Genomic DNA, 15,965 nt, shown 5'->3' with positions numbered 1-15,965 from the left:
CGTCAGTGTCCGTCACGCAATCTGGCCGCCCTCGATTCGAAACCGTCGCACAGCGCGGCCACACCCTGGGTGAGTAGATGGCGGGGGTCGGTGAGTTCAGAATGATGCGTGCCGACCAGTGCCGCGAGATGGGGCGGCGGCTCGCTCTCGGGATTGCCTGCCAGAAGATGGGCCAGTCCACTCTGACCTTGGTCTTCATCGGCGGCCCGGTCGAGCAGTAGTCGTTCGGCGACGGTGCTGAGCACCGTGCCGGCGATGAGGTTCCACAGGGTCAGCGCCATCTCGGTGGCGACCGCCGGGCTGACCTCGAGATCGAGGAAGGCGTCCACGAGCCAGTCGAGACAGTTCAGGCTCTGTGGGCCCATGCTGGTGCGCGGGGATGCGAAGGCCAGCAGTACCCAGGGGTGGCGCTGGTACAGGGTCCAGTCGACCTCGGCCGCGATCAACGCCCGCTCACGCCACGTCGCATCGTCGGCGGGCGGGTACGGGAAGCGGATGCCGATCTCATTCGACATCTCGCGCAGCAGCGCGTCCTTGTCGGCGATGTGCCGGTACAGCGACATCGTGCCGACGCCGAGCCGGTCGGCGATCTTTCGCATGGTTAGGGCGCTGAACCCGTCGGCATCCGCGAGTTCGATCGCGGCGTTGACCACCGCGCCGCGGGTCAGTTTGGCGGACTCGGGTGCCGGGTCGAGGCCACCGCTCACCGCACCCTCCTGTGCTGTCATCACATCTCTCCTTCGCCGCGTTCATTGTCCGTGTTCACGGCCGGGACGGTGAACAAAGCCCGAACGATGGAATAAACGCTTTGCGTACAACGTACTCTTATGCGTACGTTGTACTCAGGTTGATCGAGCCGCCACGAGCGGGCGATCGCCGTCCGAACACATGTAGCGCCCTCAACGCGGCCAACGCCGGCGTCCGCTCGTGTGTTCGCAGCGTGATTGGAGCACCCCGTGAGCATCATCGACAAACAGACCGATCCGCGATCCGACGCGAGCACCAGCCGCCCGGACCGCCGGACCTGGCTGGGACTGGCAGTACTGACGCTGCCGGTCTTTCTGGTGTCCATGGACTTCTCCGTGTTGTACCTGGCGATCCCCACCCTGAGCGCCGAACTCGCCCCCTCTGCCACGCAGCAGTTGTGGATCGTCGACATCTACGGCTTCCTCATCGCCGGCCTGTTGATCACGATGGGCAATCTCGGCGACCGGTTCGGTCGACGCAAGCTGCTACTCGTCGGCGCCAGCCTCTTCGGCGTCGCCTCGGCGATCGCAGCATTCGCCCCCGACGCGAGCGCGCTCATCGCCGCCCGCGCCATCATGGGCATCGGTGGCGCAACCCTCCTGCCCTCGAGCCTGTCGCTGATCAGCAACATGTTCCCCGACGCCGTGGCCCGGGCGAAGGCCATCGGCATGTGGACGGCGGCGTTCGCAGGCGGATCGGCCATCGGCCCGGTGATCGGTGGCGCACTCCTCCATCAGTTCTGGTGGGGCTCAGTCTTCTTGATCAACGTGCCCGTACTGCTGATCCTCTTGGTCTTCGGCCCCCGCCTGGTCCCGGAATACCGGTCGCCCAGCTCGGCCCCCTTCGACGTCCTCGGCGTGCTGCTGTCGTTGATCGGCATCCTCCCGCTCGTCTACGCCATCAAGCACGTCGCCGCCGAAGGGTTCGACACCACCACAGCCGTCTTCGCGACCATCGGCATTGTCGGAATGGCGTTGTTCGCCGCCCACGAGCGTCGAACTGAACATCCGTTGATCGACCTCAAGCTCTTCAAGAGCCCCGGTTTCTCCGTTGCGATCGGCAGCGCACTGACGGGCATGATGACCCTTGCCGCGTTGAGCTACCTGAGCGGCATCTACCTGCAGTCGGTCCTCGGACGCGATGTGTTGGAGGCCGCAATTCTCGGTATCCCGATGGCGATCGCCGTGGCGATCTTCTCGATGAGCGCTTCCCGAATCGCTGCGTTCATGTCGGTGCGCTGGGCGTTTGTGTTCTCGCTGCTGGCTGCTGCGGTCGGCAACGCAGGCATGCTCGGACTGGGCGTCGACCAGGGCGTACTGGTCTACCTGATCAGCTCCACGCTGGCCGGTGTCGGCTACGGCGTGATCTTCTCGCTGGTGTCCGATGTCGCCGTGTCGTCGGTGCCTGCTCAGCGCAGTGGGTCGGCGGCCGGTCTCTCCGAGACCAGCTTCGAGTTGGGAACGGCGTTCGGACTGGCCGTTCTCGGTTCGGTGGCCACGATGGTCTTCCGCCGGTCCGGTGAGGGCAGCGGAGTGGAGGACACCCTCTCGCAGACACTCACCCAGGCACAGACCCTGGACACGGGCGCCGGAAGTGCTCTCGCCGACGCCGCACGCAGCGCATTCGTCGACGGCTTGCACATCACGTCACTGGTGAGCGTGGCACTCTTGGCGGTGGTGGCCGCAGTGGTGGCAATCGTTCTCCGCGAGCGCCGGCCGGTCACCGACTAGTCCCCGCCCGGCCCAAGGAGCTGCCGCCCGTGCACCCGCTACTCGCAGACCGATGGAGTGCACGCGGCTACAACGCCGACGCAACCATGTCCGACGAGCATCTGCAGTCGATCCTCCAGGCGGGCCGGTGGGCGCCCACGGGTGGCGGTCGCCAGCCGGTCCGCTTTGTCGTCGGCCGCCGCGGTGACCCGACATTCGCCGGGATCACCGAGGCCCTCAAACGCGGGAATCAATCGTGGGCACCGGCGGCCGCAGCACTGATCGTCCTGTGTACCGACGACCTCCCCGACGAACCGAAAATGCACGACTACGCCACGCTCGACGTGGGGCTCGCCGCCGGTCAGATGATCGTCCAAGCCCAGGCCGACGGATGGAACGCCCATCCCATGGGTGGGTTTCGCGCGCCAGACCTGGTGCAGCAGTTCGACATTCCGCCCTTGATTCGACCACTACTGGTCCTGGCCATCGGCCGACTCGCTGACGCCGCTGCTCTGCCCGCCGACATTCGAGAGCGTGATGGCCGCGAACGCACCCGCCTGCCGTTGGCGGAGATCGCCTTCGCCGAGACCTGGGGACGACCATTCGTTCCGGAGAACCGGTGAACCACCTTTGGACTTCCGCGCCTTCGGGAGTACAGTCACAAAAATGCAGCGCGTGCTCCTTCTCGGTTGCCGCGGCGGGGTCTGATCCAGACCGGCTTCCCGTCGCGGGATCTTTGACGCGCCGGTCTCATTCCCCCAACCCCGGAGATTGACCCTCATGCCTGCCGCCGATGCATTCACTTCCAGTTCCAGCCGGATCAGCGAACCCGCCGGACCCATTCCTTCCGGGCAACCGTCGTGGAACCCACAGCGCAATTCCGCGATGCCCGCCCACCGTTATCGCCCGTTTGCCGATGAGGTCGAGAACGTCGCGGTCCCCGACCGCACCTGGCCCGACAAGGTGATCGACCGCGCCCCCATGTGGTGCGCCGTGGACCTTCGTGACGGGAATCAGGCTCTGATCGACCCGATGAGCCCGGCACGTAAGCGCCGCATGTTCGACCTGCTGGTACGGATGGGTTACAAGGAGATCGAGGTGGGGTTCCCCTCGGCCAGCCAGACCGACTACGACTTCGTCCGCGAGATCATCGAAGACGATGCGATCCCGTCGGACGTCACCATCCAGGTCCTGACGCAATGCCGGAACGAGCTGATCGAACGCACCTTCGACGCATGTCGCGGCGCCGCGAATGTCATTGTGCACTTCTACAATTCGACATCAGTACTCCAACGCCGAGTGGTCTTCCGCGCTGACAAGGAGGCCATCAAGAAGATCGCCACCGACGCCGCGCACAAGGTTCGCGCCGAAGAGGTCAAGTACCCCGACACCAATTGGCGTTACGAATACTCCCCGGAGTCGTACACGGGCACCGAGCTCTCCTACGCCAAAGAGGTGTGTGACGCGGTCACCGAGATCATCGACCCCACACCGGAAAAGCCGATCATCCTGAACCTCCCGGCAACCGTGGAGATGGCCACCCCCAACGTGTACGCCGACTCGATCGAGTGGATGCACCGTAACCTCGCCCGCCGCGACTCGGTGATCCTGAGCCTGCATCCGCACAACGATCGCGGAACTGCTGTAGCCGCTGCCGAACTCGGCTACCAGGCCGGCGCCGACCGCATCGAGGGTTGCCTGTTCGGCAACGGCGAGCGGACCGGCAACGTCTGCCTGGTGACGCTCGGCATGAACCTGTTCAGTCGCGGGGTCGATCCGCAGATCAACTTCTCCGACATCGACGAGATCCGCCGCACGGTCGAGTACTGCAACCAACTCGGTGTGCACGAGCGACATCCGTACGGCGGCGATCTGGTGTACACCGCGTTCTCCGGTAGCCATCAGGACGCCATCAACAAGGGTCTCGACCAGATGAAGATCTCCGCGGACGAGGCCGACTCGGACATCGACGACATCCTGTGGCAGGTTCCGTACCTGCCGATCGACCCCAAGGACGTCGGCCGCAACTACGAGGCCGTGATCCGGGTCAACAGCCAGTCGGGCAAGGGCGGCGTCGCCTACATCATGAAGGCCGACCACGGACTGTCGCTGCCGCGCCGTCTGCAGATCGAGTTCAGTCGCGAGATCCAGAAGATCACCGACGGTGAAGGCGGCGAGGTCTCTCCCAAGGAGATGTGGGACGTCTTCGCTCAGGAGTACCTGCAGCCGCTCAAGCCGCTCGAACGGATCCGCCAGCGCGTTGACGCCGCGGAGGAAGACGGCGGCGAAGACCGCATCACGGCGACCGTGAAGGTCGACGGTAAAGAGAAAGAAATCACCGGCTCCGGCAACGGACCGCTGGCCGCCTTTGTCGACGCGCTGTCGACCGTCGGGTACGACGTGCAGGTGCTCGACTACGCCGAGCACGCGCTGACCGCAGGCGACGACGCGAATGCCGCTGCCTACGTTGAGGTTCAGGTTCGGGGCGAAACCGTGTGGGGCTGCGGAATAGCACCGTCGATCACCACGGCATCGCTGCGCGCAGTCGTCTCGGCAGTGAACCGGGCAGTGCGTGTGGCCGACGGCAGCGGGGACGCCGATTCCGGCGAGCAGGCCCCACGCACGTGGGCCCCGTAGTCGGTTCCGAGGGAACTCTGCCCACCTGGTCGGCCCCGGTGCGTTACGCCGAGGCCGACCAGCAGGGCGTGGTCTTCAACGCGCACTACCTGCTGTACTGCGACGAGGCCAGCGCGGAGTTCTGCCGGCAACGGGGAATCCTCGATTTCGGCGAGATGCTGCGCGTCAAGAAGTCGACGCTCACCTGGACCGCGCCGGCGGTCTGGGGTGAGGTGGTCGACGTCTATGTGACCTGCCCACGCGTCGGACGCACCAGTTTCACGATGTGCTTCGACGTGAAGGTCGAAGATCGGGAGTGCTGCACCGTCGAGACCGTGTATGTCCACGCCGACGAATCCGGTGCGCCACAAGCCATTCCAAATGACGTCGCGCAGATCCTGACCTCCGGCGCACCAATAGCGTAGTCCGCCGCCGGTTCTGCCGGATGGTCATGCTCCGGCCGAATCACCCTCGGCGACAAGTGCTGCAAGAAGTTGCCTCACCGCACCTCGCTGATCACCCATCGGGCGGCTCAACGCCTCGTATACCCGCGCGGCGCGCACCCCGGTGAGAACAAGGCGGCTGCAGTCCGGATCCCGGATGGAGAACCGGGGCATGAGCGCGACTCCGTGATCACGTGCCACCATCGACTCGATGACGCGGAAGTCGTTGATGCGGTGGGTTACTCGCGGCGCCACCCCGGTCGCGGCCGCAAGGGAGAGCAGCACGTCGTCAACCGGGAACCCGCCGCGGACGCTGATCCAGTCCTCGTCCTCGAGTTCGGCCAGTGTCACCTCGCTGCGGCCGGCCAGACGATGACCACCCCCGACCACCAGGTCGATGGGCTCACGCATCACGGTGGTCACCGACACCCTCGCCTCGACAACCTGCGGCGCTCGCTCATCCCGATGGGTCAGGACAACGTCGAAGTCGGCCAGCAAGGCAGGCGCATCAACATATTTCACGTCTTCGTCGCCGGCGATCACCCGGATCCGGCGATCGCTCATCCGGTTGAGGACACCCGGTAGCAGAAGTGCCGCTCCCGAAGGGAACATCGCCAAGCGCACTTCGCCGACTGCGTCATCGCGGTACGACGCCATCTCCGCCTCGGCCCGCTGCACAGCGGCGATGACCTCGTCGGCACGTAGTACCAACGCGCGACCGGCGTCCGTGAGACGAACCCGCCGGCCATCTTGTTCGAGCAAGGCGATCCCGGCTTCGCGGCCCAGTACCTTCAACTGCTGCGACACCGCTGACGGTGTCATGTTCATCGCCTGAGCCACGGCTCCCACGGTGCCGCGGTCTGCGAGCTGCCTCAGGATTCGTAGTCGCTGCAGATCCATGTGGTCACGCTACACAGTTGGCGGCCCTACCTTCAGGTCTGCCACATCATTCTCAACGGCGGCGACGAACAGCAATCTGCCCTTTGCGGCGGGGAGCATAAGCGACGCCGCGACTGTGCCACCGCTCAGCAGGTTTCGTCGTCGGAAGCAGTTCGAACTTCTCGAGCACGGTCCGCAGGGTGACATCCATTTCCATGTTCGCGAAGGCTGCACCGATGCACCGGCGGGTTCCACCGCCGAACGGGAGCCACGCGGCGGACGGCTTGTGATCCAGGAAGCGGCTGGGATCGAATCGTTCTGGATCCTCGAACTGCTCACTGTCGTCGTGCAGCAGAGAGATGCTGACAAGCACCGTGTGCCCCTGCGGGATGCGCCACTCGCCCAGCTCCAGCACAGGAGCCACCACTGTCCGCCCGGCGAGATCGATCACGGGCCGGCTGCGCTGCACTTCCAGGATCGTCGCCTGCCGGAACGCGGTGTCCCCCTCGTCGACCTCAGTGGTCAAGCGGGCCAACACATCCGGGTTGCGGCGCAATCGCTCGAACGCCCACGCCAGCGTGGTGGCGGTGGTCTCGTGGCCCGCGGCGAGCAGCGTCGCCAGTTCGTCGGCGATCTCCGTGGTCGACATCGGCGACCCGTCGTCGTAGGTACTTCGCAGCATCAGCGAGACGATGTCGGTGCGTTCGGCGAAGTCAGGGTCGCTGCGCACCGTGGAGATCAGGTCTTCGATGATCGAGTCGTATTCACGACGGCGAGCCATGAATCGTTCCCAGGGGTCGAACCGGCCGAGGTTGATCGCCGTGTTCGGCAATGTCGCGAGGCGCGAGCCCAATTCGACCATCGGCGGAATGATGCGCCGTAGTGAGTCGAGCTGCTCCCCATCGGCGCCGAACACCGCACGAAGAATCGCATTGAGCGTTATCCGCATCATCGGAGCCAGACTCTCGAACTCGCGATCTTCCGGCCAGGTCGCGGTCTCGCGCAGGACCTCTTCCTCGATTATCTGCTCGTAGCCCTTCACGCTCTTGCCGTGCAGCGGAGGAGTGAGCAGCTTTCGTCTGCGGCGATGGTCGTCACCTTCGAGCGAGAACATCGAGTGGTCGCCGAGGATCCGGCCGAGGTTGGGTTGCACGTTGCTCAGCACTCCGGCCGGTGTGGTGAACAGCTGCTTGGCCAAGTGCGGGTCCGATACCACCACCGTGTTCCCGAAGACCGGGATGCTCAGTGTGAACGCCGGCCCGTAGCGCCTGGCGAGCACCTGCATCGTCTGCCGACGTGCGGCGACAAACGCGAGTCCTTGCACGTGCCGGTGCAGTCCTGGACCAGGCGGCAGGTGTACCGACTCCTCTGCCTGACGACCGTCTTTCGTTTCTGTATGAGCTGGCCCCATGTTCGAACGCTCCCGTCTCGGCGCCGCCCGGTACTACGCCGTACCACTGCGACGGTACGCTCCCGTACCAGGCGACAACAAGGAGTCGTATCGTTGAATCGATGGCAACCAACTCGCAGTCAGTCGACCAACTGCAGCCCGCAGACGCCGGCGGGTCAGCATTCCGGGTTCGGCTGCTCGACGCGCTGGCCACTTCGATCGAGGTCCGTGGGTACCGGGCGAGCACCATCGCCGACATCGTCGGCATCGCCCGGACGTCGCGACGAACCTTCTACCAGGAGTTCTCTGGCAAAGAAGATTGCTTCATCGAATTGCTACGGCGTGCGAACACCTCCATGATCGATGAGATCGTGGCAGCTGTGGATCCGAACGCCGGGTGGATCACTCAGATCAGGCAGGCCATCGGCGCATACGTGAAGTCGATCGAGATGGATCCGGCAATCACGTTGAGCTGGATTCGCGAGCTCCCCGCCCTGGGAACCAGTGCCCGACCGGTTCAGCGGCACGCAATGGAAGAATTGATCGGCACCCTCGTCATGTTGACGAGCACACCTCAGATGCGGGCTGTAGGCGTGGAGTCGGTGTCGCGGTCGATGGCCACCTTGCTGCTGGGAGGTCTACGCGAACTGACGGCGGTCGCCGTCGAGGACGGCAGGCCGATCAACTCGATGACCGAGACCATGGTCGAGGCCTGCATTGCGGTTCTGGGCCCCCGACCGGACGTTCCTCGGACGTAGTTGCCGAAACAGCAAGAATAGTTGTCGAAAACAGCGGTTCGCGGCCATTGTGGAGACATGAGCCAAGAATTCTGGGACGAGCACTACAGCAGCGCCGAACAACTCTTCAGCAACAACCCCAATCCAGTCCTCGTCGACGAGGTGGCGGACCTGCCACCCGGACGGGCGCTCGACCTCGGATGCGGTGAGGGCGCCGATGCCCGCTGGCTCGCCGAGCGCGGATGGCAGGTGACCGCCGTCGACATCTCGCAGGTCGCCATCGACCGCGCCATGAAATTGGGCGACTCGGACGCCATCACCTGGGTACGTGGTGATCCGCTCGCCGACCCGCCGACGCCGACCTCATACGATCTCGTGTCGATGCAATACCTCCACAGCGTTCCCCGGTCCGACGGCGGCCGGACCGCCCGCGCGCTCGCGAACGCCGTCGCGCCAGGCGGAACGCTGCTCATCGTGGGCCACGAGATCCGAGAAGGCCACAACTGGAAGGGAATCGACCCGCGGGACTTCTACGACCCACACGACTTCGCCGAGCTCCTCGGCGACGAGTGGACGGTGCTGATCGACCGCACCCAGCCCCGGACGACCGCCCCTCCCGGAAACTCACACCACACACACGACACGGTCCTAAAAGCTGTTCGCTCACAGTAGGACTACGACATCAGGTTTGCCGCCTCCCGGTCAGCCCAATCCATCCGTGCGCACGGGGTAGGCCTCCAGCATCATGCCGGCGACTGCTCCGAGTGCCTCGGACCACGCATCCGTCATGGCACCCGTCCACTCGGCACCTCCGCGGTCAGCCATGGTGGCGATCATCGTGGACGCGACCCAGTTGTACATCTCAGGCGTGACGCCCCACGATGCGTGCCTCTGGCCCAGCGCCCCCAGCGAGGCACGGAGCCACGTCGGATCCTCGAGGTGGTCGAGCACGGCGACGATGGCATCCTGGAGCATTCGCGCTTGCGGGCGGATGTCGCTGCTAAAAAGCGCTCGTGCCGAGGGGTATTCGGCGAACAATCGATCATAGAAGTCGGTTGTGAGCCCAACGTCGTCGTCGGCGACCAGCATGAGGCTCCGCTCGAGCAACACCTTGTCCACGTTCACCCTCTCCAAGACTCCGGCGGATTATGCGCGCCGTGGCATCACTTGTAGTTCGGGTTGTTGATCACCGGTATCTCGATGTTGATCGGCATCCGGAGTTCTGAGGTGTAGAACAAGACGAACTGGCGCAAGAACTCGTCGAACAACCAGTAGGCCTCTTCCGGGACACCCACGTCGAGAAGCCCTTCACGCACAGCCACAAACGGACCCCAGGCGGTTTCGAGCAACGGCGTCCAGACGGGCTCCCGCGGAATCCGCAGCCACTCGGCCACCTGATCGCCGAGCATGAATCGGGTCAACGCACCGAGAATGGGCCGGCTGAGCAACGTCAGGTCCAGATTCATACCCAGACCCAGGAGGATGTCGGCGAGTTTGATGCCCTCGGGTGTGGGCGCGAGGATCGGGTCGAGAACCTGCTTGGCCTGCGAGTCGGCCTGATCCCACGAGGCCGGGATGTACTGGTCTTGCACACCGAGCAGGTGTGCGGCCAGTTGCCAGGAATGCAGGAAGCCCTCCGACTCGGCGGCCGGGATCTGCACGTTCCACTTCTTCAGGTTTCGCATCACGGTGGTCGGCAAGCTGTGCCAGGTGACCATGATGTCGGCCTGGCTGATCGGGATGTCTTCTGGTGCAGAACCCGTCCAGTGCGGCGACTGCGGAAGCAGGTGCCGAACCGCCGCGTGCGCGAGCCGAGTCTTGACGCAGGTGATCACCATTTCACCGTCAGGTTGGTAGGCATTGAGCGAACCGATGTCGTACCCGAGTTTGGCGGTCTTGGTGATGCGGTCCTTCATGTCCGCGCCGCCCTTGGAGTAGTACACCGCCCGCGCCTCTTTGGGGATGACGGTGCTCATCATGCCGCTGGCGAAGCCGTACAGAACACCCAGATAGGTGCCGCGCTTCTGGTTGAACTCGACCGCTGTGGCCAGCTTGCCCTGATCCGCCCACGACGGCATCTGCCGCGCGTACTCGATGAAATCCCGCAGGTCATTCGGCAGGCCGGCGGGCAACGCCTGGCCGTTCTTGGTCCAGTGCTTCAACAACTCGTTCACGCGCGGCACCTCGCCGCGGTCGATCAACGACGCAACCACCGGATCGGCCTCGTTGTCCCACACGCCCCGAGGGTCGGCCCCGCTACCGGTTCCCGGCACCGAACCTGCCGGCGACCATGTCCACGGGGTCGCCGGAACGATGACCGCTGCAGCGCCGGCCACACCCAACACCCCGCCCGCTTTCAACGCGTTGCGCCTACTGAAGTTGTCCACGCTATTCACTCCCCGTCCGACCATGAATTCATTCGCTGATGCAATGAAACAATCAGCGTTTCTTAGTAACATGGTTAGCACAAAAGTGTTGCCGGTCACAAGCGGTGCCGTTTCCTCGTGCGACTCACACCTGTTCGAACGAACTGAGCCCCGGGAACCGGTACCGTCTTCGTCTATGGCGACGTCGAGCACCCGAGCGATGCTCGAACGCGCGTACAAAGACGCGATCAGACGGACCGACGCCGGTGACGACACCACCCGCACCCGGTTGCTCGACGCCGCGTACGAGCAGTTCAGCCGCACCGGTGTCCAGCGCACGTCCATGGAGGACGTCGCAAGGCGCGCCAACATGTCCCGCATCACGGTCTATCGCCGGTTCGCAACCAAGGACGCCCTGATCGAGCAGGTCATCTTTCGAGAGTTCCGGCGGTACTTCGAGCGGTTCCTCACCGACATCCGATCCGCTGAGACCGCGGCCGAGCGTGTTGTTCTCGGATTCGTGAGCTCCCTTCGCGCCATCCGCGGCAATCCGATGATCGGCGGGCTGATCGACGCCGAACCCGGCCTGGTCGCCGGATCGATGATCGGCGACGACGGCCGCATGGTCGCGGCGGTCCGCGAATTCGTGGCGGGTCAGCTCCGTCGCGAGCAACAAGCAGGCAACGTCGACAAACAACTGAACATCGACCTCATCGCGGAAATGATGGTGCGCATCTCCGCGTCGTTCCTGACGATCCGCAGCGATGTCGTCGACCTCGATGACGACGAGCAACTCGCCGCGATCGCGTGGCAATTCCTCGTACCCATGCTCGACGTCGGTCGATTGCCGAAATAATCTGTCCGGCAGCTCTTTTGTAGGTCTTGTACTACGTCGCGTCTCGTCGGCGGCGCCTAGTATTGCTGCCCATGGACAAACATGTGGCCGGCAGGCTCGCAGACACCCACTTGGCCGAATGGGGCCGGCGCGTGGACTACACCGAACTCGCATGGGCGGACGACAACGAATCGACGACCAGCCGGGAGGTGGTCGAGGACGGCGTTCACTACACGGTCCAATCGACCGTGTGGCGTGAACAGGGAGCGAACGTCTACACCCTCGGGGTTCGTGTCACCGAGACCGGCCGGCGCTCGCTGTTCGGAAAGGCCGTGTCGCGGTTCGGTCGAAAATATCCCGATGGGAGGTTTGTGGAGGGGGCCTAGCTCTCACGCCGCCCGGCAGGTACCTTCCCTCCATGACTTCCACTAAGGGTGCCCTCACAAAACTCATGGGCGCGCTCGCGATTGCTTCGGTGGCCACTCTCATCGGCTCCGCCACCGCATCGGCCGGATCGACGCCGACTCAGCCTCAACGCATCGTGCTGCTGGTACCCGGCCAACAACCGGCCCCGGGAACCTCCAGCGTGGACCTCTTCCAGGACATGGCGGACGAGTTGGCTGCCGACGGGTACACCGTCGACACGGTCGACGTGAAGGGCCTCGACCTCTACGCGGACTCGCAGGCCATCCAGGAGTCGGTCGAAAGTGCCGCGGCCGGAGTCGACGTGGAGAGCCTGTCGCTGGTGGCGCACAGCTACGGGGGTTTGTCGTCGCGCCATTACGTGAAAGCGCTGGGCGGCTCCGAGCGTATCGACGACTACGTCGCGATCGGCACCCCTCAGTACGGCTCGCCCGGCGGCTGCGTCCAATTGCCCGGATTCGGCTTCGACGGCTGCCCGGTGACCCCGTTCATCGCCGAGCTCAACAACGGCGACGACACACCCGGAGACGTCGAGTACTACTCGATCAGAAGCAACGAAGAACTGGCCGACGGGCGGCTCGATGGCGGCCACTGCAGGCTGGCCCCGATTCCGAACCTCGAGCATGCGGTCGAGCCCGCAGACGACCGCGTGATCGCTGCCGTCTCGAGCGCGTTGAGCGGCGGGTGTCCAGGGGAGTTCGTCAACGAACGGGACGGCGAGATCACCTTGGCGTCAACACTTTTCCCCGCGCCACGCTGAGTTCGACAGACCATCCATATCACCGACACCGGACAGACCCAGAGTTCGTCGCTCCGATCGACCTATTGACATTCGATAGATTTGCCGTGATAGTCGATGCATGTTCAACGAACGCTGGGTCGTCACCGCACTGCGAGTCTTCCTCGTATCGCTCTTCGCAATACTGGTCTTGTTCCAAACCATGTCCCTGCCAGGACAATTCGCGCACATGGCCGAGGAGTCACCCGATCAGGCCTACCTGCGTTGGCCGGCGACAGCCGTCACCGTGTTCTGGGTGCTCTGCGCCCAGGTGGTCATCATTTGCACCTGGAAGTTGCTCACCCTGGTGCGCAGCGACCGCATCTTCACCCACGCCTCACTCGTCTGGGTCACGGCAATCGTCTGGGCGATCGGCGCCGGTTGGCTCACACTTCTCGGCGTGTTCCTCTTCGTCGGTTTCAACGCGAACGATCCAGGCTTGCCGCTTCTCCTCTTCCTGATGCTGATGGGCGGGGCCGTCTTGGGCCTGTTGATGGTCGTGATGCGCGCACTGCTGCGCCAGGCCACCACGCTGCGGTCGGACATGGACGCGGTGATTTGATGTCGATCGTCGTGCGTATCGACGTGGAGTTGGCGAAGCGGAAGATGAGTGTCGGGGAGTTCGCCGAGCGTGTGGGGCTCACTCCCGCGAATGTCGCGGTGCTGAAGAACGGCCGTGCCAAGGCGGTTCGATTCAGCACCCTGGAAGCCATGTGCCGGGTACTCGAATGCCAGCCCGGGGATCTACTGGAATGGATCGACGACTGACGGTGTCGCCGCCGGAGGGAGCCAGTCGCGCGAATCCCCGGGAACTCAATCGTTGGTGAACTATGTTCGGTGCTAGCCGATCTCGAGGTCGGCGAGGAGGTTGCCATGCGGGTCTTCGTAACCGGGGGTACAGGCGCCGTAGGCACTCGCGCAGTGCCTGCGCTGGTCGCGGCCGGACACGACGTTACTGCGATGGCGCGCGGCTCGGAGAAGGCCCGGATCCTCGAGCGCCAGGGTGCGCGACCGGTGCTGGTGTCGTTGTTCGACAGGCCAGGACTGACCGTTGCCATCGCCGGGCACGACGCCGTGGTCAATCTCGCCACCGCGTTACCGTCGACGGCCTCCTTCGTCCGACGGTCAGCCTGGCGCGAGTGTGAACGGGTGCGCACGGAGGGATCGGCAACTGTCGTCGAGGCCTGCCTCGACGCCGGTGTGCCGCGGGTCATTCAGGAGTCGGTGGTCATGCTCTATCGCGACGGAGGTGACCGATGGATCGATGAGGACCATCCTGTCGATCATTATCCGATCACCAAGGGGAACCACGCCGCCGAGGCAAACGCCGCCCGATTCGCTGGTGCCGGCGGCCAGGCGATTGTTTTGCGCTTCGGCCTGTTCTACGGCATCGGCGCGGCTCACAGTGAGCAGATCGTGGCCCTCGCCCGCCGCCACATCGGCTTTGTGCCGGGCCCACGGGACAGCTTCATGTCGTCCATACACGTCGCTGATGCCGGCGATGCCGTTGCTGCCGCACTGGCATGTCCGGGCGGCACCTACAACGTTGTCGACGACGAGCCTCTCACCAAGGGCCAACACGCGCAGGCGTGTGCCGACGCAACGGGCGCCGCTGCCTGGATCAAGGGTCCCGGCCGCCTCGCCCTATTCCTGGGGGATCGGCTGACGTCGATGACCCGGTCGCTACGGGCGACCAACGCACGCTTTCGGGATGCGGCGAACTGGCAACCCCGTTACCCGAGCGTTCGCGAGGGATACCAGCAGATGGCGCGCGACCTACTGGCCGATCCCCACTGATCCCCGAGGGTCAGCAGGTCGCGTCATCGAGATCGGAATCCACCGAAACACCATTACCCCCAAGCTTCTTCGCCTGGTACATGGCAATGTCCGCAGACCTCATCAGCGCCCTCAGGGTTGCCGTGCTCGGCTGCCGCTTGTTCGCCCGCAGCTGCTGATGGGTGGCGACCGCAACCCCGACGCTCACCGTGATCGGATGTCGATCGTCCGTGTTGTGCAGCGTCGAACGCACCTGATGCGCCAGTGCGATCGCCTGCTCGGGGGTGCCGACGAGCGTGATCGCGAACTCCTCGCCGCCCACTCGGGCGATCAGCGCGTGAGTACCGGCGACTTCCATCAGCCGGGCTGCGACACGTTCGAGTACCGCGTCTCCACCGCTGTGTCCGTGCTGGTCGTTGATCTTTTTGAAGCCGTCGATGTCGAGCATCAACACCGCCAACCCCACCGGGATCCCGCTGTACTGGAGCTGATGAAACCCCGCTTCGAGTCCACGACGATTGCGTAGCTGGGTCAGGTGGTCCCGGAATGCGTCATTGGCGTCCTCGCGCAGATCCAGCAGGCCCGACTGCATGATGATCGGCGCTGCCAGAAGAACCGGCAGCAACACCATCAACAGTGCCGTGGCGATGCCCTTGTCCGCGTCCGAACCCAACACCACGCACGCGTAGAGAGCCAGCGTCACCGCCGTTGCAAAACTCAGATGCCCGAGCAGCCACCGCGGACTGTGAAAAGCGGTCACATGCGCACCGGTCACCGAGAACAGCGAGCACCCCATCATCGCGATGAACAGGTCCGCGAAGGTGAACAGAACCACCGCGACGCCGACATCGGTGTAGACGACGAACAGCCGGGTCATCCACAGGCGGGGCCAACGCCCGGCGAGCCAGACGACTCCGATGACAGCACAGGCGACCGCGAGCACGCCGACGAGGATGTCGATCGGGGCGCCACCTCGGGGACCGGCAGGCGACGTCAGTGCACAGAAGGCTCCGACGCTGAAACAGCAGCACCACAGCCCGACGGATATGCGATTGACTGCCAGCGTTCCACGCACGCGGTGATAGTTGACCGTCCACTGGTAGTCGAACGGCTGCCGCCACCACGAACGAAGAAACTCCACGGTGATGGACTCCCCCAGGTCACTACTGCATCGACGTTCTGGCCGCCCCCCGACAGCCGTGATGTGTAGCAACCCTCTGCGCCCGCACCACCGAAAAAATCACCTGACTGTATCAACGCGGAACC

General features: G+C 64.4%; 18 protein-coding genes. 12 read left to right on the top strand and 6 right to left on the bottom strand.

Features of this window, described 5'->3' with window-relative positions; all coding sequences use genetic code 11:
* Positions 1-2: 2 nt before the first annotated feature.
* Positions 3-728: a TetR/AcrR family transcriptional regulator gene (locus ACVWY6_RS07535; protein ID WP_457537153.1), complete on the bottom strand. Its 726-nt coding sequence runs from the start codon at positions 726-728 to the stop codon at positions 3-5.
* Between the two features lie 228 nt (positions 729-956).
* On the opposite strand from ACVWY6_RS07535, the gene ACVWY6_RS07530 reads away from it, so the two are divergent.
* The 4 genes from ACVWY6_RS07530 to ACVWY6_RS07515 all read left to right on the top strand — a co-directional run bounded on the left by ACVWY6_RS07530 (position 957) and on the right by ACVWY6_RS07515 (position 5,497).
* The gene (locus ACVWY6_RS07530; protein WP_457537151.1) at positions 957-2,477 is read left to right on the top strand and encodes an MFS transporter; all 1,521 of its coding nucleotides are present in this window, start codon (positions 957-959) and stop codon (positions 2,475-2,477) included.
* Between the two features lie 29 nt (positions 2,478-2,506).
* Positions 2,507-3,079, top strand: a complete 573-nt coding sequence (locus ACVWY6_RS07525) for a nitroreductase family protein (RefSeq protein WP_457537149.1) — start codon at positions 2,507-2,509, stop codon at positions 3,077-3,079.
* A 157-nt stretch (positions 3,080-3,236) separates the two neighbouring features.
* Entirely contained in the window at positions 3,237-5,093 is a 1,857-nt protein-coding gene (leuA, locus tag ACVWY6_RS07520) for a 2-isopropylmalate synthase (RefSeq protein ID WP_023956532.1), read from the top strand.
* The gene (locus ACVWY6_RS07515; protein WP_457537147.1) at positions 5,081-5,497 is read left to right on the top strand and encodes an acyl-CoA thioesterase; all 417 of its coding nucleotides are present in this window, start codon (positions 5,081-5,083) and stop codon (positions 5,495-5,497) included. The genes leuA and ACVWY6_RS07515 overlap by 13 nt, the downstream gene beginning before the upstream one ends.
* 24 nt (positions 5,498-5,521) lie before the next feature.
* Here ACVWY6_RS07515 and ACVWY6_RS07510 read toward each other — a convergent pair whose 3' ends face one another.
* Entirely contained in the window at positions 5,522-6,415 is an 894-nt protein-coding gene (locus tag ACVWY6_RS07510) for a LysR family transcriptional regulator (RefSeq protein ID WP_317713608.1), read from the bottom strand.
* Between the two features lie 52 nt (positions 6,416-6,467).
* Complete coding sequence (locus tag ACVWY6_RS07505; RefSeq protein ID WP_457537145.1) at positions 6,468-7,805, bottom strand: cytochrome P450; 1,338 nt, start codon at positions 7,803-7,805, stop codon at positions 6,468-6,470.
* A gap of 101 nt (positions 7,806-7,906) precedes the next feature.
* Here ACVWY6_RS07505 and ACVWY6_RS07500 point away from each other — a divergent pair, with 101 nt between their 5' ends.
* Together ACVWY6_RS07500 and ACVWY6_RS07495 are read left to right on the top strand one after the other, a co-directional pair.
* Positions 7,907-8,542: a TetR/AcrR family transcriptional regulator gene (locus ACVWY6_RS07500; RefSeq protein ID WP_457537143.1), complete on the top strand. Its 636-nt coding sequence runs from the start codon at positions 7,907-7,909 to the stop codon at positions 8,540-8,542.
* Between the two features lie 57 nt (positions 8,543-8,599).
* Positions 8,600-9,193, top strand: a complete 594-nt coding sequence (locus ACVWY6_RS07495; protein WP_457537141.1) for a class I SAM-dependent methyltransferase — start codon at positions 8,600-8,602, stop codon at positions 9,191-9,193.
* Between the two features lie 30 nt (positions 9,194-9,223).
* Here ACVWY6_RS07495 and ACVWY6_RS07490 read toward each other — a convergent pair whose 3' ends face one another.
* Positions 9,224-9,646 carry a globin domain-containing protein gene (locus tag ACVWY6_RS07490; RefSeq protein WP_023956544.1) on the bottom strand — a complete coding sequence of 141 codons (423 nt, stop codon included), beginning with the start codon at positions 9,644-9,646 and terminating at the stop codon, positions 9,224-9,226.
* 38 nt (positions 9,647-9,684) lie between these two features.
* Positions 9,685-10,932 carry an oxygenase MpaB family protein gene (locus tag ACVWY6_RS07485; protein ID WP_457537139.1) on the bottom strand — a complete coding sequence of 416 codons (1,248 nt, stop codon included), beginning with the start codon at positions 10,930-10,932 and terminating at the stop codon, positions 9,685-9,687.
* A 151-nt stretch (positions 10,933-11,083) separates the two neighbouring features.
* On the opposite strand from ACVWY6_RS07485, the gene ACVWY6_RS07480 reads away from it, so the two are divergent.
* The 6 genes from ACVWY6_RS07480 to ACVWY6_RS07455 all read left to right on the top strand — a co-directional run bounded on the left by ACVWY6_RS07480 (position 11,084) and on the right by ACVWY6_RS07455 (position 14,720).
* Entirely contained in the window at positions 11,084-11,743 is a 660-nt protein-coding gene (locus tag ACVWY6_RS07480; protein WP_031331821.1) for a TetR/AcrR family transcriptional regulator, read from the top strand.
* A gap of 71 nt (positions 11,744-11,814) precedes the next feature.
* A complete protein-coding gene (locus ACVWY6_RS07475; protein ID WP_023956550.1) occupies positions 11,815-12,108 on the top strand; it encodes a hypothetical protein in 294 nt (97 codons plus the stop codon).
* Between the two features lie 32 nt (positions 12,109-12,140).
* Positions 12,141-12,905, top strand: a complete 765-nt coding sequence (locus tag ACVWY6_RS07470) for an esterase/lipase family protein (protein ID WP_457537136.1) — start codon at positions 12,141-12,143, stop codon at positions 12,903-12,905.
* Between the two features lie 100 nt (positions 12,906-13,005).
* Positions 13,006-13,485: a DUF2975 domain-containing protein gene (locus ACVWY6_RS07465; protein ID WP_116916598.1), complete on the top strand. Its 480-nt coding sequence runs from the start codon at positions 13,006-13,008 to the stop codon at positions 13,483-13,485.
* Positions 13,485-13,691, top strand: coding sequence for a helix-turn-helix domain-containing protein (locus ACVWY6_RS07460; protein WP_023956557.1), 207 nt, complete (start codon positions 13,485-13,487; stop codon positions 13,689-13,691). Before ACVWY6_RS07465 ends, ACVWY6_RS07460 begins: the two co-directional genes overlap by 1 nt.
* A 105-nt stretch (positions 13,692-13,796) precedes the next feature.
* The gene (locus ACVWY6_RS07455) at positions 13,797-14,720 is read left to right on the top strand and encodes an NAD-dependent epimerase/dehydratase family protein (protein WP_457537134.1); all 924 of its coding nucleotides are present in this window, start codon (positions 13,797-13,799) and stop codon (positions 14,718-14,720) included.
* A 10-nt stretch (positions 14,721-14,730) separates the two neighbouring features.
* Here ACVWY6_RS07455 and ACVWY6_RS07450 read toward each other — a convergent pair whose 3' ends face one another.
* A complete protein-coding gene (locus ACVWY6_RS07450; RefSeq protein ID WP_457537132.1) occupies positions 14,731-15,840 on the bottom strand; it encodes a GGDEF domain-containing protein in 1,110 nt (369 codons plus the stop codon).
* Positions 15,841-15,965 lie beyond the last annotated feature (125 nt).

The organism is Williamsia sp. R60 (assembly GCF_054063855.1).
The sequence above is the reverse complement of the archived record's forward strand: the minus strand, read 5'-3'. Positions and strand labels throughout refer to the sequence as shown.